Source organism: Paraburkholderia sp. UCT70, from assembly GCF_050434085.1.
GTDB classification, from domain to species: domain Bacteria; phylum Pseudomonadota; class Gammaproteobacteria; order Burkholderiales; family Burkholderiaceae; genus Paraburkholderia; species Paraburkholderia tuberum.
Window position 1 is genome coordinate 2,178,098 of record NZ_JBNPVZ010000002.1, and the last position, 22,246, is coordinate 2,200,343.

22 protein-coding genes are annotated in these 22,246 nt (G+C 63.0%); 5 read left to right on the plus strand and 17 right to left on the minus strand.

The window, feature by feature from the left end:
• Positions 1–26 precede the first annotated feature (26 nt).
• On the minus strand, positions 27–1,487 hold the full coding sequence (locus OKW41_RS12315) for a M20 family metallopeptidase (protein WP_429446826.1): 1,461 nt from the start codon (positions 1,485–1,487) through the stop codon (positions 27–29).
• A 168-nt stretch (positions 1,488–1,655) separates the two neighbouring features.
• Here OKW41_RS12315 and OKW41_RS12320 point away from each other — a divergent pair, with 168 nt between their 5' ends.
• Complete coding sequence (locus tag OKW41_RS12320; protein WP_429443720.1) at positions 1,656–1,967, plus strand: superinfection immunity protein; 312 nt, start codon at positions 1,656–1,658, stop codon at positions 1,965–1,967.
• 104 nt (positions 1,968–2,071) lie between these two features.
• On the opposite strand, the gene OKW41_RS12325 is transcribed toward OKW41_RS12320, so the two are convergent.
• From OKW41_RS12325 to OKW41_RS12340, 4 genes are all read right to left on the minus strand, one after another.
• Positions 2,072–2,344 carry a YodC family protein gene (locus tag OKW41_RS12325; protein WP_090809708.1) on the minus strand — a complete coding sequence of 91 codons (273 nt, stop codon included), beginning with the start codon at positions 2,342–2,344 and terminating at the stop codon, positions 2,072–2,074.
• A gap of 487 nt (positions 2,345–2,831) precedes the next feature.
• Positions 2,832–4,379 (minus strand): MFS transporter, encoded by a 1,548-nt coding sequence (locus tag OKW41_RS12330; RefSeq protein ID WP_429572655.1) that lies wholly within the window; start codon positions 4,377–4,379, stop codon positions 2,832–2,834.
• Positions 4,380–4,437: 58 nt separating this feature from the next.
• Positions 4,438–5,067 carry a TetR/AcrR family transcriptional regulator gene (locus OKW41_RS12335; RefSeq protein ID WP_429572656.1) on the minus strand — a complete coding sequence of 210 codons (630 nt, stop codon included), beginning with the start codon at positions 5,065–5,067 and terminating at the stop codon, positions 4,438–4,440.
• 192 nt (positions 5,068–5,259) lie between these two features.
• Positions 5,260–5,685, minus strand: a complete 426-nt coding sequence (locus tag OKW41_RS12340; RefSeq protein WP_429443723.1) for an OsmC family protein — start codon at positions 5,683–5,685, stop codon at positions 5,260–5,262.
• A 321-nt stretch (positions 5,686–6,006) separates the two neighbouring features.
• On the opposite strand from OKW41_RS12340, the gene OKW41_RS12345 reads away from it, so the two are divergent.
• Complete coding sequence (locus OKW41_RS12345) at positions 6,007–6,315, plus strand: DUF4148 domain-containing protein (protein ID WP_429443724.1); 309 nt, start codon at positions 6,007–6,009, stop codon at positions 6,313–6,315.
• A 141-nt stretch (positions 6,316–6,456) separates the two neighbouring features.
• Here the strand turns inward: OKW41_RS12345 and OKW41_RS12350 are convergent, their stop codons facing one another.
• The 5 genes from OKW41_RS12350 to OKW41_RS12370 form a co-directional block, all read right to left on the minus strand.
• Positions 6,457–7,011, minus strand: a complete 555-nt coding sequence (locus OKW41_RS12350; protein ID WP_429572657.1) for a carboxymuconolactone decarboxylase family protein — start codon at positions 7,009–7,011, stop codon at positions 6,457–6,459.
• Between the two features lie 32 nt (positions 7,012–7,043).
• A complete protein-coding gene (locus tag OKW41_RS12355) occupies positions 7,044–8,372 on the minus strand; it encodes an aspartate aminotransferase family protein (protein WP_429572658.1) in 1,329 nt (442 codons plus the stop codon).
• A gap of 5 nt (positions 8,373–8,377) precedes the next feature.
• Entirely contained in the window at positions 8,378–9,490 is a 1,113-nt protein-coding gene (locus OKW41_RS12360) for a C45 family autoproteolytic acyltransferase/hydolase (protein WP_429572659.1), read from the minus strand.
• A gap of 97 nt (positions 9,491–9,587) precedes the next feature.
• Positions 9,588–10,442: a MurR/RpiR family transcriptional regulator gene (locus OKW41_RS12365; protein WP_429573397.1), complete on the minus strand. Its 855-nt coding sequence runs from the start codon at positions 10,440–10,442 to the stop codon at positions 9,588–9,590.
• Between the two features lie 81 nt (positions 10,443–10,523).
• Positions 10,524–11,246: a haloacid dehalogenase type II gene (locus OKW41_RS12370; protein WP_429572660.1), complete on the minus strand. Its 723-nt coding sequence runs from the start codon at positions 11,244–11,246 to the stop codon at positions 10,524–10,526.
• Positions 11,247–11,338: 92 nt separating this feature from the next.
• On the opposite strand from OKW41_RS12370, the gene OKW41_RS12375 reads away from it, so the two are divergent.
• Positions 11,339–12,460 (plus strand): branched-chain amino acid ABC transporter substrate-binding protein, encoded by a 1,122-nt coding sequence (locus OKW41_RS12375; RefSeq protein ID WP_429572661.1) that lies wholly within the window; start codon positions 11,339–11,341, stop codon positions 12,458–12,460.
• 29 nt (positions 12,461–12,489) lie between these two features.
• Positions 12,490–13,497, plus strand: a complete 1,008-nt coding sequence (gene lhpH, locus OKW41_RS12380) for a trans-3-hydroxy-L-proline dehydratase (RefSeq protein WP_429572662.1) — start codon at positions 12,490–12,492, stop codon at positions 13,495–13,497.
• Positions 13,498–13,630: 133 nt separating this feature from the next.
• Here the strand turns inward: lhpH and OKW41_RS12385 are convergent, their stop codons facing one another.
• From OKW41_RS12385 to gltA, 4 genes are all read right to left on the minus strand, one after another.
• Positions 13,631–14,302 (minus strand): hypothetical protein, encoded by a 672-nt coding sequence (locus OKW41_RS12385; protein WP_429572663.1) that lies wholly within the window; start codon positions 14,300–14,302, stop codon positions 13,631–13,633.
• A gap of 61 nt (positions 14,303–14,363) precedes the next feature.
• The gene (locus tag OKW41_RS12390; RefSeq protein ID WP_429572664.1) at positions 14,364–14,990 is read right to left on the minus strand and encodes a DUF429 domain-containing protein; all 627 of its coding nucleotides are present in this window, start codon (positions 14,988–14,990) and stop codon (positions 14,364–14,366) included.
• Positions 14,987–17,266, minus strand: coding sequence for an amylo-alpha-1,6-glucosidase (locus tag OKW41_RS12395; protein ID WP_429573398.1), 2,280 nt, complete (start codon positions 17,264–17,266; stop codon positions 14,987–14,989). The genes OKW41_RS12390 and OKW41_RS12395 overlap by 4 nt, the downstream gene beginning before the upstream one ends.
• Before the next feature lie 329 nt (positions 17,267–17,595).
• Positions 17,596–18,894: a citrate synthase gene (gene gltA / locus OKW41_RS12400; RefSeq protein WP_429572665.1), complete on the minus strand. Its 1,299-nt coding sequence runs from the start codon at positions 18,892–18,894 to the stop codon at positions 17,596–17,598.
• Between the two features lie 385 nt (positions 18,895–19,279).
• Here gltA and OKW41_RS12405 point away from each other — a divergent pair, with 385 nt between their 5' ends.
• Positions 19,280–19,681, plus strand: a complete 402-nt coding sequence (locus OKW41_RS12405) for a hypothetical protein (RefSeq protein WP_429443733.1) — start codon at positions 19,280–19,282, stop codon at positions 19,679–19,681.
• 65 nt (positions 19,682–19,746) lie between these two features.
• Here the strand turns inward: OKW41_RS12405 and OKW41_RS12410 are convergent, their stop codons facing one another.
• The 3 genes from OKW41_RS12410 to OKW41_RS12420 form a co-directional block, all read right to left on the minus strand.
• Complete coding sequence (locus OKW41_RS12410; RefSeq protein ID WP_429572666.1) at positions 19,747–20,535, minus strand: alpha/beta fold hydrolase; 789 nt, start codon at positions 20,533–20,535, stop codon at positions 19,747–19,749.
• A 275-nt stretch (positions 20,536–20,810) separates the two neighbouring features.
• Positions 20,811–21,122 (minus strand): hypothetical protein, encoded by a 312-nt coding sequence (locus OKW41_RS12415; RefSeq protein ID WP_429572667.1) that lies wholly within the window; start codon positions 21,120–21,122, stop codon positions 20,811–20,813.
• Between the two features lie 31 nt (positions 21,123–21,153).
• On the minus strand, positions 21,154–21,984 hold the full coding sequence (locus tag OKW41_RS12420) for an RNase A-like domain-containing protein (protein WP_429572668.1): 831 nt from the start codon (positions 21,982–21,984) through the stop codon (positions 21,154–21,156).
• Positions 21,985–22,246: the final 262 nt, after the last annotated feature.

Here is a 22,246-nt window from a genome sequence, read left to right on the forward strand (position 1 = left end):
GAGCCCCACTCAAACGAAACCAGAACTCACGGCGCCACGGCAATCACTTTGGCAACCGCGGCCGTCAGCTTCTTGCCGTACGGCACGTGCAGGAACTCGTTCGGCCCATGTGCGTTCGACTTCGGCCCGAGCACGCCGCACACCATGAACTGCGACTTCGGGAAGCCCGCCTTCAGCACGTTCATCAACGGGATCGTGCCGCCGAGACCCATGTAGGCCGCGTCGGCGCCGAAGTGCTGACGCGACGCATCGTTGAGCGCGGTGGCGAGCCACGGCGCGACCTCCGGTGCGTTCCAGCCGCTCGCCGCGCCCGCATCCGGCTTGAACGTGACCTTCGCGTTGTACGGCGGATCGAATTCGAGCAGCGCCTTCAGTTCGGCGACCGCCTTCTCTGCTTCGATGCTCGGCGGCAGCCGCAGCGACAGCTTGAACGCCGTGCGCGGACGCAGCACGTTGCCGGCGTCGGCGAGCGCGGGCAAGCCAGCCGCGCCCGTCACCGACAGCGACGGACGCCACGTCGAATTGAGCAGCGCCTCGCGCGGATCGGTCGTGGTGGGCAGCACCTGACGGCCGTCCTGGCCACACGCCCACGGCATCTTCTTCCAGACGTCATCGCCGAGAATCTTTGCGGCCGCCTCCGCTTCGCGCAGACGATCGGCCGGCACCGTGCAGTGGAAGCCCTTCGGCAGCAGCGTGCCGTTGGCGGAGTCTTCGAGACGGTCGAACAGTTGCCGCATGATGCGGAAGCTCGACGGCACGATGCCGCCGTAGACGCCCGAGTGAATCCCTTCGTCGAGCACCTGCACTTCGAGATCGCCGCCGACGAGTCCGCGCAGCGACGTGGTCAGCCACAGCTGGTCGTAATTGCCCGCGCCCGAATCGAGACACACGACCAGCCCGACGTTGCCGAGCCGCTCGCGCAGCGCGTCGACGTAGGGCAGCAGATCGTAGCTGCCCGACTCCTCGCAGGTTTCGATCAGCCCGACGCAGCGCGGACGCTCGACACCCTGCGCATCGAGCGCGGCGAGCGCCGTCAGGCTCGCATAGATCGCGTAGCCGTCGTCCGCGCCGCCGCGGCCGTAGAGCTTGCCGTCTTCGAACTTCGGCGTCCACGGACCGAGGTCGTTGCGCCAGCCATCGAACTCGGGCTGCTTGTCGAGGTGGCCATAGAGCACGATGGTTTCGTCGCTGCCCGAGCGCGTCGCGGCCGTCTCGAAGAAGATCACCGGCGTGCGGCCCGGCAGGCGGATCACCTCGAGCTTCAGGCCTCGCACCGGTTGCTGCTCGGCCCATCGTGCCGCGTCGGTGATCACGCGCTCCAGATAACCGTGTTTCGCCCAGTCGGGATCGAACGCCGGACTCTTGGCCGGCACCGCGATGTAGTCCGTCAGCGCGGGCACGATCTCGTCGTTCCACTTGCGCTCGACGAATTCTCGTAGCGTGTCCGGGTTGAGTTGAGCCTGCTGGGTCGTGTCGTCGGTGATCATGATCGGGTCCGTGAAGTACTGTTCGGTCGAAACGATCATGATAGTCCCGATGCGTGTCGGGCTGAACCCCTTGCGGTGATTGGGGTGGAGACTGGAACGCGCAGGCGCGAGGCGCGCGGCCGCCATTCGCGCGACAATCGCTACATGCATCGCGCATCAGGAGCTTGTATGGGTGGCAACGTGGCCGTTCAGGCCATCGGCGCGGCGTTCGCGCTGGCGCTGTATTTTCTACCGGCGATCATCGCGGACCGGCGCAAGCGCCGCGACGTGCTGACGCTCGCGCTCTTCAATGCCTGCCTCGGCTGGACCGTGCTCGGCTGGGTGCTCGCGCTGTATTGGGCGCTACAGCCGAATCCGGCGGAGAACCTCGCGCGGGACGTCGTGGAGACGCGCAAGGTGTCGACCTTGCGCGCGTTTTCATCGGCGCTGACGATGCGCGTGCGGCGACGCGAGGCCGCGCGCGACCGGCCCGAGCGCTGAAACGATTCGGGCGGCTCGAGCAATACGAGCAGCAAACGAACAACAGGAAACCGATTGATTGACGTGCACGGGCGTCACTCAGGGGCGTCAGTCAGGGGCGTCACTCAGGCCGCGCGCCCGATGCGACTCCACTGTACCGAGCCCGCCGGAATGGAGCGCGGTTCCGCCCGCACGGCTTGCGCCGCAAAGCTTTCGTGGCGCAGTTCGCCGTGTTCGTCGAACCACTCGCAGATCACCCAGTCGCCGGGATTCAGCGCGACCGGACCTGCGTACGTCACGGTCATGCGCGGGCCCCCTTCTTTTAACTTGACGACGTCGCCCACATTGAAGGCGGCGGCGGATGTTGTCTGGAATGCGTCAATGGTAGCGGTCAGCATATTGGGTCCCCCTATCTTGAGCGTTTATTAAGTTGAGCCCGGCTTTATCGACTCCGACCTGTTGAACGTACACTCTAAAGTTAAGACAGATTAACAATCGAATTTAAACGCGGCAAGCGCTTTTTTATTGATACCGTTTTCATTGAACTCGCAGTTCATGCTCGCTGGCTAAAGTTCCCGGCATTACCGAAAACAATCATCGCGACACCTTGCGGCTAACCCTATGTGCGCTACCGCACAAATGCAACACTTACTGAAGGCCGTATGCAGGCCGGTAGAAAATGCGAGACCGGTTTCGTCTGATTAAAAAAGCTGACGCGATGCGGTCGAGCCGTTAATCGGATGAGCCAGTTTGATCTAAATCAGAATTACCTGTGAACGAGTAGATCGCCGGTAAATACCATGCAGTTCGTTATACCGCTTCGTTCAAAATTGAACGATTTTTTCAGCGAGCTAACAAATGAAAACGATTACCACCGGATTAATTTCAAACTGCCGGGGCGACTGAGCGCCGCACGCCTTTCTGATGATGCACCAGCAGCACGCTAAGGCCGATACACACGAACATCAGCACGGCATTGATAGCGAGGCTCAGCTGGAACGCGTGCGCATAAGAGGCGGGTGCCGAACTGCCGCCGAGCGCCCCGAAGAACGCGCCGCTGATCGCCGCGGTGCCGAACGCGGAGCCGATCTGCAACGTCGACGAGACCACACCCGATGCAAGCCCGGCCTTCTCGGGCACCACCTCCTGCAGCACGATGCGCATGATCGACGGCAACAGCAGACCATGTCCGACGCCCGCGCACACTAGCGCGCAGTAGAACAGCAGATCGGGCGTCGCGGATTGGGTCGCGGACCAGCCGGTCACCGCGAAGCCCAGCGTCATCATCGAGAAACCGAGCGTCAGCACATGGGCGCCGATGCGCTTGACCACGGCCGGCGACGTCAACGGCCCGATCACGAAGCCGAGCGCGAACGGCATGATCGCGATGCCCGACGCGAGCGGCGTCCAGTGGAGGCCGGTTTGCAGAAAGATGCCGTAGGTCAGGAAGAACGCGCTATTGCAATAGAACAGGAACGCGAGCACGAGACCGAGCGCGAACGCGCGATTGCGGAACAGTTGCAGGTCGACGAGCGGATGGCCGCCAGCGCGCTCGACGCGCCGCTCGGTCGCGACGAACAGCGCGAACATCGGCACCGCGAGTGCGAACATGGCGAAGGTCCACGCGGGCCAGCCGGCTTCACGGCCATGCGTCATCGGATAGATGACGAGCAGCAGCACCGCCGACAGCAGCGCGACGCCCTTCAGATCGACGCCGGTATGCGTGGCCGGCTGGTTCTCCGGCACGAACTTCCATGTGCCGATGAACGCCGCGATGCCGATCGGGATGTTGATCAGGAAGATCACGCGCCAGTCGAGCCCGAACGGGTGATACGTGATCAGCGCGCCGCCGCCGAGTTGCCCGACGATCGACGACAAGCCGAACACGAAGCCATACAGACTCATCACGCGCGTCTGCTGATGCAACGGCACGACCGCACGAATCGTCGCTAGCACTTGCGGCGCCATCACCGCGGCCGCGATGCCTTGCACGATGCGCGAGATCACGAGCATGTGGCCGCTCGTCGCGAAGCCGCACAACGCCGACGCGATCACGAAAGCCGCCATGCCCGTCATGAACATGCGACGGCGGCCGAACAGATCGCCAAGGCGGCCCCCCGTGATCAGCAGCACCGCGTAGGCGGACGCATAAGCCGACACGACGAGTTGCAGTTGCGCGTCGCTCGCGTTGAGGCCCGTGTGAATCGACGGCAGCGCCAGATTGACGATGAAGTAATCGAGCGGCGCGAGAAAGGCGCCGACGAACAGCACGGCGAGCGCGAGCGCCTGGCGCTGAAAGCCGGGCGCCGACGCTTTGGCGGCGACAGCCATGCCGGCCATCGCCGGGCCGGGACCGGTCACGGCTACGCTCGCCGCGCAGCTGACGGATCCACCGAATGCCGCCGGAGCGGACTTGATTGCTTCGCTTTTCATGACCGATCGTTCAAAAATTGGTTAAAAAATTTTTGCGCCAGTGCTCGCGGACGAGGCGTTACACCAACGCGCGCATCGCCACATCGACGATACCGATCAGCGCATCTTGCTGATGCGCGACTCGCCCCATGACCCGCAAGCCCTGCATCACGCATAACAGGAAATCGCCGACGGCTTTTTCGTCGAGCGTCGAATCGAATGCGCCGCTCGCCTGACCGCGGATCACCGCCGCAGCGAGCAAAGTCGCCATGCGGCGCTGAATCGCGGCGACACGCGCGCGCAGCACTTCGTCATCGGGCTGCATTTCGAGCGTCGTATTCGTAATGAAACAGCTGCGCCGGCCGCTCAATGCGCAGGACACCCGCGCGTAGTGCAGCAGCGCGTCGCGCAGCGCCTGCTCCGGCTCGGCCGTCGCGCTCAGTCGCTGCGCAAGCCGCGCGACCGCGCCCTCCGAATAATGATCCAGCGCGGCGAGCATGATGCCGTGCTTGTCGCCGAACACGCCGTACAGGCTGCCGCGCAGCAGACCGGTGGCCTTGCACAGATCGTCGATCGACGTCGCGTGGTAGCCGTGATCCCAGAACACCTGGCTCGCGTTCGCCAGCACGGTGGCCGTGTCGAACTCGCGCGGACGGCCGCGCTGACATGTTTCGCCAGATTTTTTCGCGGCTTGCTTTGAATGACTCAATTGCGATGACCTTGTTGCCTGGTTGCGTCGGTCTGTTGATATTATGACTGGATGTTCAATAAATCAAGGATGGCATTCCGTAGGCCTACTCGCGTCGGGGTCATCCGTTCATTCGACAACCGGCATCAAAAAACCGGCGGCGGACATGGCCCGTCGCCGGCTTCGTTGCGCGCTCACAGTGACAGCAGAGGCTCAGGTCTCGAGCTTCGCATCCATCGTAATCGTCGCATTCAGCACCTTCGACACTGGGCACCCGGCCTTCGCGTCCGCGGTGGCTTTGTCGAACGCGGCCTTGTCTCCGCCCGGAATCTTCACGGTCACGTCGAGATGCACCGCGGTGATCGCGAAGCCGCCGCCGTCCTTGTCGAGGGTGACGGTGGCCGTGGTGCCGATGCGCTCCGGCGTGATGTTGGCCTTGCCCAGCTCCGCCGACAACGCCATCGAGAAACATCCCGCATGCGCAGCCGCGATCAGCTCTTCCGGATTCGTGCCGATGCCGTCCGCGAAGCGCGTCGCGAACGAGTACTGGGTGTCCTTCAGGACGCCGCTGTCGGTGGAAATCGAGCCCTTGCCGTTCTGCAGGTCGCCTTGCCAGACTGCCGATGCCTTGCGCTTCATTGCTCTCTCCTGTTTGTGCCTTGCCGCACACGCTGCTCGACCAAAGATGATGCCCGCCGCGGCGGTCCGCCCGGATGTGTCCGCGCCTGGGCATCGGTCGCAGGTGCCGCGCGGCTTGCAGGCGCGGGCGTGGACCGGATTTTCATCATAGGCGCTTCCGCGTCCCGGCGCGGAAAAGCGCCTTTTTCACTATCTCAAAACTGGCAATAATATTTCGCCAGAAAGCCGCTTTTTTGCTGACCTCGTAAGAAATAGACTGCGTTCAACGGATCGGGGAACGCGGTTCACACCGATCCACCACACAATCAATTGGAGGTCGTCATGAAATCGCTTCTTTCCGCAGTCGTCGTCGCATCCGCTCTCATCGTGCCGGCACTGTCGTTCGCCCAGCAGGCAAACGGTCCGGTCACGCGCGCTCAGGTGCGCGCCGAACTCGTAGCCGCGCAAAAAGCAGGCCTCCTGAACCAGAACGACGTCACCTATCCGAAGGCCGTGCCCCAGGACTCGACGATCGTCACCGCTTCGGCGCAAGGTTCGCAAGACGTCGGCGGCGCGAAAGCCAGTTCGTCGGACGCGGGCGCGCCGGCGACGGTGCAGCAACGTCTCTTTTCGACGTATCGCGGTAACTGAGCGTGGTAACTGATCGTGATAACTGAGCGCGCATGTCGTTAATGCAGCGCGCAGTAAAAAGCCCCGGTTGCGAAGTTCGGCAACCGGGGCTTTTCGTTGGCGCGCGCGGCGCCGCTGCGCAGCCGTTCGTTGGCAAAAGCGCTATTCGGGAAACGGCAGGCTTTGCTGCCCCACTGCGCGCATGTCGAACACGTTCAGCGTCATCGCGACCAGCGCGTAGTAGCCGAGCAGGCCGACCAGGTTGATCACGACCTGATGCCCGAAACGCCCGACCGCCTGCGCATACGTCGCGGCCGTCACGCGCTTCGTCTCGTACAGTTCGCTCGCGAAGTCGTAGATCAGCGCGTCGTCGGCATTGGCGAACTCGGGGCGGCGCCCCTGGCGGATCGCCTCGGCGTCCGCTTCGCCGACGCCCGCCTGCAGCGCGATCGGATAGTGGATGTACCACTCCGCCTGGGCCTGCCAGCGCGAAGCGGTCACCAGAATCGCGAGTTCCGACAGCCGCAGCGGCAGCCCGGTCTGGTAGCGGCAAAACGCGCCGAGGCGTTGCGCGTGCTGCGCGAGATCGGGGCTGTGAATCCAGCCGAGGAACGGCCCATTCAGGTTGCCGCGCGGGCCGGACAGGATTTCGTCGAGCACCGCCTTCTGTTCGGGCGTGGCAGTGGACAGGTCGAAGTGAGGCAAGCGCTCGGTCATCGTCGTTCTCGCAAAAGTCGGTGGGTCGAATCTCAGCGGGCGGCGAGCGACGCGCCGATCGCATCGCTGAGGCGGCTGACGATTTCGTCGATGTCGCGCTCCGTGCAGATGAACGGCGGCGCGAGCAGCACGTGGTCGCCGCTCCTGCCGTCGACGGTCCCGCCCATCGGATACACCATCAGGCCGCGCGCGAACGCTTCGCGTTTGATCGTCGCGTGCAGTTTCAGTTTGGCGTCGAACGGCTCTTTGGTAACGCGATCCTTGACGAGTTCGACGCCGACGAACAAGCCGCGCCCGCGCACGTCGCCGATATGCGCATGTTGCGCATAGTGCTCGCGCAGCCGGCCGCGCAACTGCTCGCCACGCGCCTGCACGTTCGCCAGCAGATCGTCTTCCGCGATCACGCGCTGCACTTCGAGCGCGGCCGCGCACGCGGTCGCATGGCCGATATAGGTATGGCCATGCTGGAAGAAGCCGGAGCCGCCGACGATGGTCTGATAGATGCGGTCGCTGACCAGTGTCGCGCCGATCGGCTGGTAACCCGCGCCAAGGCCCTTGGCGATGGTCAGCATATCGGGCGCCACCCCGTCTTCGTCGCACGCGTACAGATAACCGGTGCGGCCCATGCCCGACATGATCTCGTCGAGAATCAGCAGCACGCCGTAGCGGTCGCACACCGCGCGGATCTTGCGGAAGTATTCGCGCACCGGCGGCACCGCGCCCGCCGTGGCGCCGACCACCGTTTCCGCGACGAACGCCGCGACCGTGTCCGCACCGAGCGCGAGAATCTTCTGCTCGAGTTCATCGGCGAGACGCTGAGCGAACGCTTCTTCGGTTTCGTCCGCGCGCTGCTCGCGATATGCGTAGCACGGGCTCACGTGATGCGCTTCGATCAGGATCGGCAGGAACGGCTCGCGGCGCCATGCATTGCCGCCGATCGCGAGTGCGCCGAGGGTGTTGCCGTGATAGCTCTGCCGACGCGCGATGAAATGGCGCCGCTGCGTCTCGCCCTTCTCGACGAAATACTGACGCGCGAGCTTGAGCGCCGCCTCGATCGCCTCCGAGCCGCCCGACACGAAGTACACGTGCTCGAGTCCGGCCGGCGCGCTCGCGACGAGCCGGTCGGCCAGTTGCTCGGCCGGCTCCGTCGTGAAGAACGACGTGTGCGCGTACGGCAACCGTTGGGCTTGCCGCTTGATCGCGTCGATCACGCGCTGGTTGCTGTGACCGAGGCACGACACGGCTGCGCCGCCCGACGCGTCGATATAACGCTTGCCCGTGGAGTCGATGATTTCGATGCCGTCGCCCGCGACGGCCACCGGCAAGGATTGCTTCGGAGAGCGATGAAAAACGGTGGACATGATGTTCAGTTCCTGGTGAGGGCGGCGGGCGCTGAAACGCGGGCCGGTTCGGGCGTCGCGCATGCGACGAAAGTGTCGAACGCGCATTGCTTCTGGCGATACGCTTTCATCGACACACCAGCGTTGCCGATTTCGAACAGCGCGGTGGCGAGGGTGTTTTCGTCGTCGGGATCGTGAGGATCGTCGCGATAGATCGGCAAGCCCGACGGCGCGCGATCGTGCAGTACGTCGAGCAGGGCCGCCGGTTGCAGCGGGCCGGCCGCGGCGAGCGCGGGCAGCAATGCGTTCACGCGCGACTGCCGGTCGCGCGACGACTCGGTGACGATCTGCGCTTCGGCTTCACAGCCCGGATGAATCATGTGATTCGCGTGGCCCGAGAGTGTCCGCACCGCCTCCACCGAGCAGCGCCGCGCGCTTGCTTCGACGCTGAACAGACGCGCGTCGCCCGCGCAGCCGAGCGTGTGATGAAAGCCGCTCGCCGACGGCATGCCGTGCAGAATCTGCAACGCCTGATCGAGCGAGCCGGCGTCGAGCACCGCGCGCGCGATGATCATGCGCGGCACGCCGGCCGCCGGCGTACGGATGCGCAGACTATTGATGGCCTGCGTGACCCCGGCGCGATTGGCCGCGAACGTATGACCCGGCAGCGAGCCGGGATAGTAGAAGCTGACGAAGCCGGGGCGGCCGTTCGGCTGGACTTCTACCATCGCGCAGTGTTCGAGCAGAAACGGGTCACCGTCCTCGTTGTGCGCGATGTAGCGGGGGTTGCCCGCGTTGCGCCCGATAGCCGCGAGCGTCGTGCAGCCGTCCGGCGCGTCGTGAATCAGCTCGCCGCGGCAGTTCCACAAGAATACGTCTTCGGCGGCCCAGCCGAGGCCGGCCGCCAGGCCGTCGAGTTCGACAAGCAACGCCGGATAGTGCGCACGCGCCGCGTCGCGCAGCGTCTGCACGAACGGTACGCCGCGCCAGCGCCGCACCGCCTGCCATGCGGCGCTTTGCGCCATGTAACCGGCGAACACCGGCCGGGCGATTTCGCCGAGCCGGTAGCCGATGTCGTACGGCTCACCGCTGACCTGAAAAACACTGAATTCCTGCATCGACGCCACGGGTCGCACCATATTCAACAATCGGTACGTATTTATACGCCAATACAACATTTGTTGTCAAATCCCTTGAACGGCATCGAGCGGAGCGCGGCGTGCCTCACGCAATCGCTCAAGGCACGTACGCGCCCATGGCATGCAACGATTGTTCGGCGAGCGCAAGCTGCTCGAGCGCATCCGCGCCTTCGAGCGCGAGCAAATGCGCGACCAGCGCTTCGGCGATCGCGGTGGCGGCCACCAGCGACGGAAAGAACGACGGGCTTTCGTGCGAGAAGATCAGTACCTTGTCGGCGTTCAACGCGATCGGCGACACGGCGCTGTCGGTGATGGCGATCAGTTTGCTGCCTTTTTCGAGCGCGGCCTCGGCGACGCGCGCGGCTTCGACCGAATACGGTGCGAAGCTGATGACGATGGTCGCGCTGTCGCGCTCGATCGTGCGCAGTTGCATTTCGAGCGTGCCGGCCTCGCCGTTGAGCAGCGACACCGACGGACGAAACAGCCGGTAGCCATAGACGAGACCGAACGCCACCGCGTAACACGAGCGGAAGCCCGCCACGTGCACGTGCGATGCACGCCGCAACACGCGCGCGGCCTCGACGATCACGCGGCCGTTATGCGCGGCGGTCGTTTCGAGATTGTGCTGCTGCGCGACGAGAAGATCGTTCGCGAGCGCATCTTTCGATTTGACCATCGAGCGCGCCCGGCTCGTCAATGGCTCGGGCCGCGTGCGCACGCGCGCGACGAACAGATCGCGCAATTCGTTCCAGCCGGGAAACCCCAGTTGCTGCGACAGCCGCACCAGCGACGCGGGCTGCACCTGCGCGCGCTCGGCCACCTTGCGCATCGACGACACCGCGACCTCGTCGGGATGATCGAGCAGGAAGCCCGCTCCCATCTGGAACTGCGGGCTCAGTTCGGGAAAGCGCGCCCGAATCAGGGCGACGAGTTGATCGAAGCTGTCTGGCATGGTGAGGTGGGTCGGCGCCGAGGTGAGAGATGACAACAAATGTTACCACCAGGCAGGCGCGTTTCAACGGCGCGAAGATGCTCAGTTCACCAGCGCTTCCCGATGCGCGTCGACGAAGTCCGCCATGCTGTCGAAGCGGAAGTCGATGTCAGGCTGCGAGCCCGGGTTCATCGTCGCGCCAAAGCCCGGCTGCGAATGACGGCGGTAAATCCAGCACGACGCCAGGCCGAACTCGTTTGCGGGCTTGTGGTCATGGAAGAGGCTTTCTGCCGTGTGAAGGATTTTTTCCTTCTTGATGCCGCGCTGATCGAGCTTCTGAAGCATGTACTCGAAGTTGCGCGGCGACGGCTTGTAGGATCCGACGTCCTCCGCTGTAATGATGGCGTCGAACTCAACCTGCAGCCTGGCGTTGCTGAAGGCGAAACTTTCGTTGTCGATGTTCGACAGGATGACCAGCTTGTAGTGCTTCTTCAGATATTGCAGCGCGACCGCGGAATCGGCGAATGCCGGCCAGTTTCTGATCGACTGGCCGTACGCCACGCATTCTTCGTGTGTATAGGGCAGGTCCCACTCTTCAGCCATGCGCTTATATACGATGGGAAGCAGTTCCTGATAGCGCTTCGCAGGGGTGAAGTTCTGCTGCGACGACTCGTGGCGAGCGTGCGCTTCGAGAACCTCGTCACGCCTGAGCGGCGTCCTGGCTCGCTCCAGCAGAGGCGTCAGGCCTTCAAGGATGCCACTCTCCCAGTCGATCAAGGTGCCGTAGCAGTCAAAAGTCAGTGTATCGAAATCGGTCAGTTTCACGACTCCTCCTGTCGGATGGCGTGCTCAAAGGTTGAACCCATGCCGAAGCGGAGCTAATCTCGTCAAACACGGGTCCAATACCTGGAGACTATATGCGCCCCCTCGTTCTAACAATGGCTGTCTTAACAGCCGCTGGCATCACCGCATCCGCCAATGCTCAATCGGTGGTCACCCTCGGTCACTCGGCTCCGCTTACGGGCCCCCAGGCGCCGAACGGAAAGGACAACGAGAACGGCGCCCGCCTTGCAATTGATGAACTCAACAAGAGCGGTGTCACGGTCGCTGGCCAGAAGGTAACTTTTAAACTCGACTCCGAGGACGACCAGGCAGATCCGAAGGTTGGCGTTCAGGTCGCGCAGAAACTCGTCGACAGCGGCGTGATTGCTGTCCTCGGCCCGTACAACTCAGGTGTGGCTATTCCGGCATCGCGCGTCTATAACACCGGCGGGGTACCGATGCTGCCGGTTGCCTCCAATCCGGCGCTGACGAAGCAAGGCTTCAAGAACATCTTCCGTATCGGCGCGAGCGACGAGCAGCTAGGCGGAACAATGGGTCAGTTTGCGGCCAAGACATTGAAGGCCAAGACCGCCGCGGTGATCGACGACCGCACGGCATATGGGCAAGGTGTGGCCGAGCAGTTCATCAAGGAGGCAAAGGCAAATGGAATTCAAATCGTGGACCAACAGTTCACGAACTCGTCGGCGACTGACTTCCTCGGCATTCTCACCAGCATCAAGGCCAAAAATCCGGATGTCGTCTTCTTCGGCGGATACGCTGCTCAAGGCGCGCCGATGGCCAGGCAAATGCGCGCACGCGGACTGCGAGCCAAGCTGCTTGGCGGTGATGGCATTTGCTCGGCCGACATGGGCAGGGTTGCCGGTGACGCGGCCTCTATCGTGTATTGCGCCCAGGGCGGCATCGCGCTCGACAAGACCCCAGCCGGCCGTGAGTTTCTGCAGAAATACAAGGCCGCGTTCAACACCGACACGCAGGTTTATGCGGTCAGCTACTACGACGGCGTAAAACTGCTGGCTGATGCGATGGTCAAAGCGGGAACCACGACCGACAAGGTAAAGCTCACCGCCCAGTTGGCAAAGACCAACTATAAGGGCGTGGCAGGCACCTACTCTTTCGATGAAAACGGCGATCTGAATGGCGCACCCACGACCGTCTATGTGATCAGAAACGGCCTTCCGGTGCCCTACGGGCAGTGACGCTCAATCGAATAACCCCCAACGCACACATGAAAATCACTCGCACTATTTCGACAGTCGAGGTCCATACCGGCGGCGAAGCGTTCCGTATCGTGACGAGCGGGCTTCCTCGTCTTCCCGGTGACACCATCGTAAAGCGTCGAGCGTGGCTGAAGGAGAACGCCGACGAAATTCGTACCGCGCTGATGTTCGAACCGCGTGGTCATGCTGACATGTACGGTGGATACCTGACCGAACCCGTTAGTCCCACGGCAGACTTCGGAATCATCTTCGTCCACAACGAGGGTTATAGCGACCACTGCGGACACGGCGTTATCGCGCTGTCTACCGCGGCGGTCGAGTTGGGCTGGGTTCAGCGCCAGATTCCCGAGACGCGAATCGGCATCGACGCTCCATGTGGCTTCATCGAGGCGTTCGTGCAATGGGATGGTGAACACGCCGGCAACGTACGCTTCGTCAACGTTCCGTCGTTCCTCTGGAAACGGGATGTCACGGTCGAGACGCCGTCGTTTGGCACGGTAAAGGGTGACATCGCCTTCGGTGGTGCGTTCTACTTCTATACGGACGGTGCACCGCACGATCTCGCAGTCCGGGAGTCTTCTGTCGAGGAACTGATCAAGTTTGGCGCCGAGGTCAAAAAAGCTGCAAACGACGCGTACCCGGTTGAGCATCCCGATATCCCGGAAATCAACCACATCTACGGGACCATCATTGCCAATGCACCACGGCACGAAGGCTCGACGCAAGCCAACTGTTGCGTCTTCGCCGACCGTGAAGTGGACCGTTCGCCCACCGGCTCAGGGACGGGCGGACGCGTCGCGCAACTCTATCTGCGCGGCGAACTGGCGAGCAACGAGACGCTCGTCAATGAGTCCATCATCGGCACGGTCTTCAAGGGGCGTGTACTCAGTGAGACGACCGTCGGCGACTTCAAGGCCGTGGTCCCCGAGGTCCAGGGCAACGCATACGTTTGCGGTTTCGCAACCTGGATCGTGGACGAGCGTGACCCGCTGACTTACGGTTTCCTCGTCCGATAATCGGTTCCTTGCAGTCGCTTTTAGCGCGGAACGCTGTGACAGGCATTCCGCGTTGTTTGATTGGCGATTCGAGCGGCCCGACCGGTAGGTCAAAGCGCGGCTTCGTGCGCGAGGCCAGCGCGTTGGCATCACCTCATCGCCCGTTCTTACCTTGCGTCTTCTTTGCGGTCGCTCCGCTTCGGTTCCGAAGCGCGAAGAACACACCGGCTCCGAGCGCGACGAGCAGAACCACGATCAGGCCGCCACTGATGTCGCTCATGCCGGTCATGCCACGAGATTCGCTCTGGCTGGGCGCCGCCGAGGCAGCCACGGGCGCGGAAGCCTCCGCCGCGACGGGCTGCGGAAGCGCCACACCGGCGGCACTCCCTTGACGCACCAGAGAAGCCTCCGATGTCGGCGAGGCCTGGGACACCTGAGATGCATCAGACGCGGCTACGGCTGGAGGCGCTTCGGGATTGGGACCGACAGGTGCCATCGCCGTTTCCGAGGCCGTCACGACAGGCGCGGCCGGCTCAGGCGCGGCCGCCTGAGGAGCGACGTCGACGGACCGGGCCATCGCCTTCCACTGCGCGAACACCCCATCCACGCAGTGCACATCGATACAGGCGTTTCGCGCCTGCCGCCACTTCGCCAGTTGCGCGGACGAGAGTTTCCCGCTGCTCAGAAGAGCCTGTTGCTGCGCGACGATGTCGTCGTACTCGTTGTTCAGGATCGCGTGATCGCAAATGACGCGCTCAGCGGGTTGCTGCGAGGTTGCACACTGAATGTCGTTCGCCGATGCCGCGGTCGAACCCAACGCCGCCATGGATAGCAGCAATACTCCGAATCGTCGTGCCAAGTGCACCCGTCCTCCCAGAATGTGAGTGTCAAAGTCCAGGCACCACGATGAATCCGCCTGGCTCGTCACCGTATGTATCGACTCTGCCTTCCAGCAGATAACGTGCCGCCAACGCGCACAGCGCCGCGTCGACGTCGTCGATCGAAGTCAGCGACGCTGTTGCGATACCTTCCCGTTCGAGGATTGCCCGGCGCTGCGGACCCTTTTGCTTCGCGGATGCGACGTCCGTCCCGAGGAAAGCGCATGTGATCGCGTGGGGGAATGTCTCGAAGCACACGCGGCCATTGATTTTTTCGCCGCCGCTGAAAAGCGGAAAGTGCGCGACGAATGCGTCGTAGACGCGCTCGCCGTTGAACATCCATCCATAGAAGCCGCTTTTGCTGGCGATCGCCGTTTCGCGAGCCGGTGTCGCAAACGAAAAGATTCGCTGCCGCGCGAGCGCCTTCTCGGCCAGTCGTCCCGCGGCGCCTGTTCGCCAACGACACGGCGCATCGATGCCGACCGCCGCCACCCCGAGTGCGCGACACCGTTCGAGCATCTGTTCGGGGGTCGCGTTACCGAGATGGCTCACGATCTCGGTGCCGCGCAAGACGACCAGATGGTTTCCCTTCCGATCGCCGCCAACATCGATGCCCGCTACCGTGGTCGGCGTCAAAGCAGCGCCACCACCCTCACATCGCCCTGCTCCGCCGACGCCACCACCTTCTCGCCGATCCGGCGGAACGTGATCGATACCGACGCATCCCCGACCCGCAGATCGCTGACCTCGAGCCAGTCGATACCTTCGGGCAGCATCGGCTGTTCGATCAGCACTTCGCGGCGCTCGGCGTCGATCGTGATGCCCAGACACGCCTCGAGCATCATGAACGGCGAGCCCGCCGCCCATGCCTGCGGCAAACACGCGACCGGATAGGCCGTGGGCGGCTCGCCGCGGCGTCGCGGGAAGCCGCAAAACAGCTCGGGCAAGCGCATGTCGAAATTGACCGCGGCCTGGAACAGCGCCTGCAGCAGCTTCACGGCCGACGCCTTGCCGCCATAGCGTGACAGCCCTCGCGCGCACAGCGCGTTGTCGTGCGGCCAGACCGAGCCGTTGTGATATGCCATCGGATTGAAGCGCGCCTGGCTCGCGGCCAGTGTGCGCACGCCCCAGCCAGTGTGGAACAGCGTCGAGTCGAGCGCCCGCACCACCGCCTCGCCGCGCTCGCGCGTGGGCAGGCCGAACGCCAGCAGATGCCCCGCGTTCGATGCCATCACGCGACACAACTCGCCATGACCGTCGAGCGCGATGCCGTAAAAGCCGACCTCGTCCATCCAGTACTTTTCTTCGACGCAGCGGCGGATCTTCTTCGCACGCTCCGCGTATTGCGCGGCCGCGTCGCGCAGGCCGCGCAGCTTCGCGTAGTGAGCCATCGTGTCGAACGCGGCGCTCGCATAGGCCTGCACTTCGACGAGCGCGATCGGGCCGTCAGGGAAGCGCCCGTCCGCATGGAACACCGAATCGTGACTGTCTTTCCAGCCCTGGTTCGCGAGGCCGCCATCCGATTCGCGCTGGTAATCGAGCAGCCCGTGCCGGTTTTTGTCGCACACGCCCGCGACCCACTGCGCCGCACGTTCGAGCGCCGGCCATAGTTCGTCGATCAACCCGACGTCGCCGGTGCGGGCCGCGTAGGCGCCGGCCAGCACGATGAACAGCGGCGTGGTGTCGACACCGCCGTAGTACAGCGCAAACGGCACTTCGCCGGCCGCGGCCATTTCGCCCTTGCGCATCTCGTGCATGATCTTGCCCGGCGCGGCGTCGCGAAACGGCGAGTTCTCGCGCGCCTGATGCTCGGCGAGAAAGCGCAGCACGCCGGCTGCGAGATGCGGTTGCAGCCACAGCGTCTGCAGCGACGTGATCACCGCGTCGCGGCCGAACGGGGTCGAAAACCATGGGATGCCCGCGTACGGGTACGGGCCGGTCGCGAGATCCGTCGTCAGCAGGCCGAGGTCGGCGAACGAGCGGTCGATCCACGCGTTGAACAGCGGATTGCTCGAACGCACACGCGCGCTCGCGTTGCGTCGCTCGCGCATCACCAGGTGCGCATCCACCATTGCCGCGCGTACCGCCGTGCGGCCGACGCGCGGGCGCTCCGCATCGATCTGCGAGAGATGCGCTTCGCTCAACGCGTGCATCGGCTGCGACACGTCGGCGCCGGGCTTGCCGGTCATCGGCACGACCTGCACCGCTATCGACAGATAGATCGACACGCATGCCTGCGCGGGCAGCTTGACGGTGTAGTCGGCACGGTCGGCGAACAGCTTGTCCGGCTGCGGCGAGAACGCGATCCGCACGTTGCGCGCCACGTCGTCGAGACCGATGTAGCCGAGCAGCACCTCCTGATTCTCGATGCGCGCGGGCTGCACGCGACCCTGTTTGTCGCGCTTCAGGCCGCGCACTTCGAACATGTCGCGGAAATCGCTGGAAAACGAAATCGAAAGCGGCACGGTCGCATCGCTCGTGCCGTAGTTCGTGAGCTCGATCGCCTCGTTGAGCACGGTGCCCGACAGCACGCGCACACGCTCGACGTGGATCACGCCTTCGGGCGTGCTGTCGCCGCCGAGCGGCGGCAGCGGGCGGTTGGTCAGATGCGCAGTGAAACTGGTGTTGTCGCTGCTGACGCTGCCCGACAGCAGCGACGGCGCGCGGCCGCCGAAGGTCAGGCGCAGTTGCGACATCACGCGCGTATCGTTGACGAACAGGCCATCGTCGTGGCCGGTGATATCGCCGAGCGGATCGTTGACGATGAAGGTGTCGCCCGACTTGAGCACGTGCTGCGTAGCGCTCGCGACGTTAAGGTTTTCCGTCGGGATGAAAACGCCGTCCTGCTCGGGCTCGCGATGATCGACGCCGCCCGAGTGGGTCAGCCCGCCGAGGGCTTCTGGCTGCTGTATCAAGGTCGCTCCTATGGATTCGCTGCTGCGTTTGGTTGCACTTCGGGTCTCGCCTCGGATCTGCCGCCGGATTGCCCGCTGGCCCCGTCACCCGGGCCCCGGTTGGCCGGACCCCGGTTGGCCGGCCCCATCCGATTGTAGAGGCTCTTTCCGCGTGAGACGAGCTTATCGCCTCGGAGTTTCGGCTTTTTGCGCCGTTTTTGACGGCGTTTTCGGTGGCACGGGACGTGCAGGCGGCAGGATGCGCGGAACGTAAAAAAACCCACGGCCTCGTGAGCCGTGGGTTGGCGACCGTCGTTGAACGCGTTGTCGGGCGTCTATCCGGCCTGTTACCGCTTCGCGACCGGCTTCGCCTCGCGCAGCGTCTCGCCGATGAACAGCTGACGCGGACGGCCGATCTTCTGCTCGGGATCGGCGATCATTTCGTTCCACTGCGCGATCCAGCCGACCGTGCGTGCCATCGCGAAGATGCAGGTGAACATCGACGTCGGAATGCCCAGCGCGCGCTGCACGATGCCCGAATAGAAGTCGACGTTCGGGTACAGCTGGCGCGACACGAAATATTCGTCTTCGAGCGCGATCTTTTCCAGCGCCATCGCGAGCTTGAACAGCGGGTCGTCGTGCAGGCCCAGCTCTTCGAGCACTTCGTGGCAGGTTTCGCGCATCAGCTTCGCGCGCGGATCGTAGTTCTTGTACACGCGGTGGCCGAAGCCCATCAGCTTCACGCCCGAATTCTTGTCCTTCACCTTCGCGATGAAGTCGGGAATGTTGTCGACCGAGCCGATCTCTTCCAGCATGTTCAGCGCGGCTTCGTTCGCGCCGCCGTGCGCCGGGCCCCACAGACACGCGATACCGGCCGCGATACACGCGAACGGATTCGCGCCCGACGAACCGGCGAGCCGCACGGTCGACGTCGACGCGTTCTGCTCGTGGTCCGCGTGCAGGATCAGGATACGGTCGAGCGCGCGCACCAGCACGTCGTTGACCACGTACTCCTCGGCCGGGTTCGAGAACATCATGCGCATGAAGTTGGCGCTGTACGACAGGTCGTTCTTCGGATACACGAACGGTTGACCGACGCTGTACTTGTACGCCATCGCGACCAGCGTCGGCAGCTTCGCGATCATGCGGACCGCCGATACGTCGCGATGCTGCTGGTTCGTGATGTCGAGCGAGTCGTGATAGAACGCCGACAGCGCGCCGACCGCGGCGACCAGAATCGCCATCGGGTGCGCGTCGCGACGGAAGCCGCGGAAAAAGAAGTGCATCTGCTCGTGCACCATCGTGTGCTGCGTGACGGTGTTCTCGAACTCGGCTTTCTGCTGGGCGTTCGGCAGTTCGCCCTTCAGCAGCAGGTAGCAGGTTTCGAGGAAGTCGGCGTTCTGCGCGAGGTTGTCGATCGGGTAGCCGCGGTACAGCAGCTCGCCCTTGTCGCCGTCGATATACGTGATTTCGGAGTTGCACGCCGCCGTCGACATGAAGCCCGGGTCGTACGTGAATTTGCCGGTCTGGCCGTACAGCTTGCGGATGTCGATGACGTCGGGGCCCAGCGAGCCCTGATAGATCGGCAGATCGATGGTCTGGTCGCTGTCGGAAAAGCTCAGCGTTGCGTGTGACTTCGAGTTCATCTACGTCTTCCTTTTGCTTGATACCGCACTCGCGCCGGCATGCATCGCAGTCGTACGGCGAGGCGCGACATCGGCGCTCCCGAAGAGGTACGGGCATGCTCAGGCTCCGCTGCGCATTCTACGGGTCGGCGTGTCGTTGATTGCGTCGATTGCTCGCAACAGTCCATCTCCCTGTGCGCAACATTCGTTGTCGGCACGCGGCGTGTGCATCGCGAAGCCAATGAAAGTTGCGCGAAAGCCGGAACACCAGCCGCAACAATGTTTTGCTGCCAGCACACTGCGTCGGGGTGGATCCATCTGCGATACTCAATCCGTGCATTGATGCTTGCGGCCCGCGATTCGAAGCGGGTTTTTTTGATCACACAGAAAAGCAGGACGAATACAAATGAATGTCTCTCTCGAAACGCTGTTTCCGGATCACGTCCATACCGAAGACCACACGGTCACCGCGCTGAATCATCAGGATATCGTCGTCGCGTTGTCGGCGGCGCTGAAGACGCAGGACGTCGCGGTGCTGCACATGCTCTATCCGCGCACCGACGCGCGCACGCATCGCAGTCTCGACACGCTCGTCGACGTGCTGCATGGACACGGCCTGCATGAAGTCGCCGATCTGATCGCGCAGGAAGCGCATTATCTGCTGTTCAAGGACCCGGTGAAGGGGTGGAAGGTGTTCCACGAAATCCGCAACGACTCGCTCGCGATCGGCGTACATCTGTACTATCACGGGCTCGTCGGCGAGGCGGCCGAACGCGCGCTCGACAAGGACGCGCATCGCAAGGCCTGATGCAGTAACGGGCGATCGGCGGCGGCGCGCGCCGGCCGATCGCCCTTGATCTTCGCTTCACTTGCTCAGCGCGCGCTCATCGCCTGAATGAAATCATCCACGTAACGATTGAACGCGGACGGATGCGCGAGGTTCATGCCATGCGACGCACCGCGTACCGTTTCGCGGCGCGCATCGGGCAACCATCCCTGCAACGCCGTCACCGTGCGGTGGAACATGTCGGGACTCTTCTCGCCGTCGATCAGCAGGACCGGGCAGCGCAGATCGGCCGCGTCCTCGGGCACGTAGGCAGGCAGCGGATCGCGGAATTGCCGCGCGAGCGTGTGCGCGTTGTCCGTCGCCATGCGGCGAAAACCCGGGGTGCTCATCGCCCAGAAGCCGGGGCGGCTCACCGAATCGACGAACAGTTGCAAGCCTGCTTCGACCGCGCCGCTTTCGATCAACCGAGCCGCTTTCGCACGCAATGCGTTGACCGTCTCCGGCACGCTCGCGGGTGGACGTCCGACGATCTGCAGCGGGCCGCCCGGATCGGCGAGCGTCAGCGTGCGCACGTGTTCGGGATGGCGTCGCGCGAAATGATAGGTGACGCAGCCGCCGCGCGAATGCCCGACCACATGCGCGGGCCCCGCGCCGAAACGCGCGATGAACTCCGCCACTTCATCGGCGTGGCTGCTCCAACTGAACGGCAGGTCCGCCGCGCTATCGGTCACTGGCCAGTAATGCGTGAGACTGACCGCGACGCAGCGATAGCGTTTCGACAGACCGGCCAGTTGCGGCTGCCAGTAGCGGTAGTCGCACAACGAACCGTGCACGAACAGCAGCAAGTCGCCGTCGCCGGTCTCGACGTAAGGCATGCGCAAGCCGCTGCGTAGTCCGATGAAGGATGGCGATGACAATAGCGACGAAGCGGAAACGGATTGATTCACGGGTGATCGACGGACAGCGGCAATCGGCGCGGGAATGCGGGCGGAGCTGGCTACAGGCATTGGGAAATGAGCGTACCGGTGTCCCTGAAAATGGGACGCGATGCGTATTGTCACATAAGCGACAGGGACGCGTTGGGCAGGCGTCTTCATCAAACCACTGACGCGTGGCGACAAGGATACTACTTCATCAGTCAGGCCGTTTCCTAAAGATCAACATAACCGGTGCGCCCCATAAAGCACCGTATATTGGGTTTCCCGATATTTTTTAGATGTTCGACGACCTCTTTAAACAGAGGCTCATCTTTGTCTGGCTCCATCATTATTCGCCAATCCTGGTCGCCGTCCCCTTTCATCTTTAAGAAGTGTGCGTCGCCTGGTTCGTCCACATAGGCCCTGACTATATAACTGACATTTCCCTCGACAAATTCATAGATATCGTACTCGTAATAATATTCATACATTCCATTTTCATCGCGGTCACTGCAGTCGATGTGGTGGCTCACAATTACTTTCATTAACTTCTCCTGCCGGTCAAAAATTTTGGCATCAAAGCTCAAGATACGCTGTGAGAATGTAGTACGGCATGCCATTGTGGGGTTCGCGCTTTATAAACATTTTAACCTTGCTCAACGGCACGAGTTTCCCTGCTGATCGAGTCATTCCATACCCTGCAGGGGACCCTACGTCATGAATCAGACATAGACGTATGTCATTTGTCGCCGCCCATGCCTTCACCCTCGCAGAGTTGAATTGCATAACCTTTGAAACTGCACTTTCAGCGGCGCGCAAATTCGTAAATGAGGATGCGATGTCAATGCGACTTTCAGCAGCCAGCCTGGCGCGCAATTGCGCCTCGGTTCGTCCCACATGCTTTGCGATTGTATGCCCACCAATCCGGCTGCCAGCTTGCGCCTCATGCTCAATCAGATTGATCCGGCCCATCGTAACGCTGGCGGCGCGTACCGCCCTGATCGAACCGGCAAAGCCGAACGGCACGACCATATCAACTGACAGGCCGATGTTGTTCGCCAGGTCAGGACTGGCTTTCATCGCCTCGGCCAGTTTCGTCGTACCTTGCTGTATCAGCGTGGCCGTATCCCGGCCTGTCCAGATTTGGCGTAGACCGGCCGACGCCGTATCTGAGCCATGCACGCCGAACACGACACACGCGGCCTTGCTGGCCATCGTCGGTTCCGGCAGCACACACAGAGCCGCCGCCCCGACCATTTCCAGCACCCCACCGACCACCTGCAAACCGCCCCATAGCCGGTTGGAAAGCATCTCCGTGGGGCTGATCGACTGGCGGGAGAGCACTGCCGCCAGTTGCGGCGCACTGAGCACCACCCGCACGCCGTCCGAATCCTGTTGATACGACATTCCGATGTCCTCTGTAGTTGTTAGGGCTGCCAAGCTAGCAGGCATCCACAGGGGTATGGAATGGGCGATGGATGATTTTTGGATTCCGCTTCGGTCAACGAAATGTCAATATTTGTCCGCGTCGGACCCCACGCGATGGCGGGTATGCACAGTCTGGACAATAACTGCTCCGCCCAGCAAGGCGGCGCTTCGTAGCGCAGTCACGCAAGTGGCAGATATGCTGCGCCAATGCTTCCATCATCTGGCCGCGCGGATGTTGTCA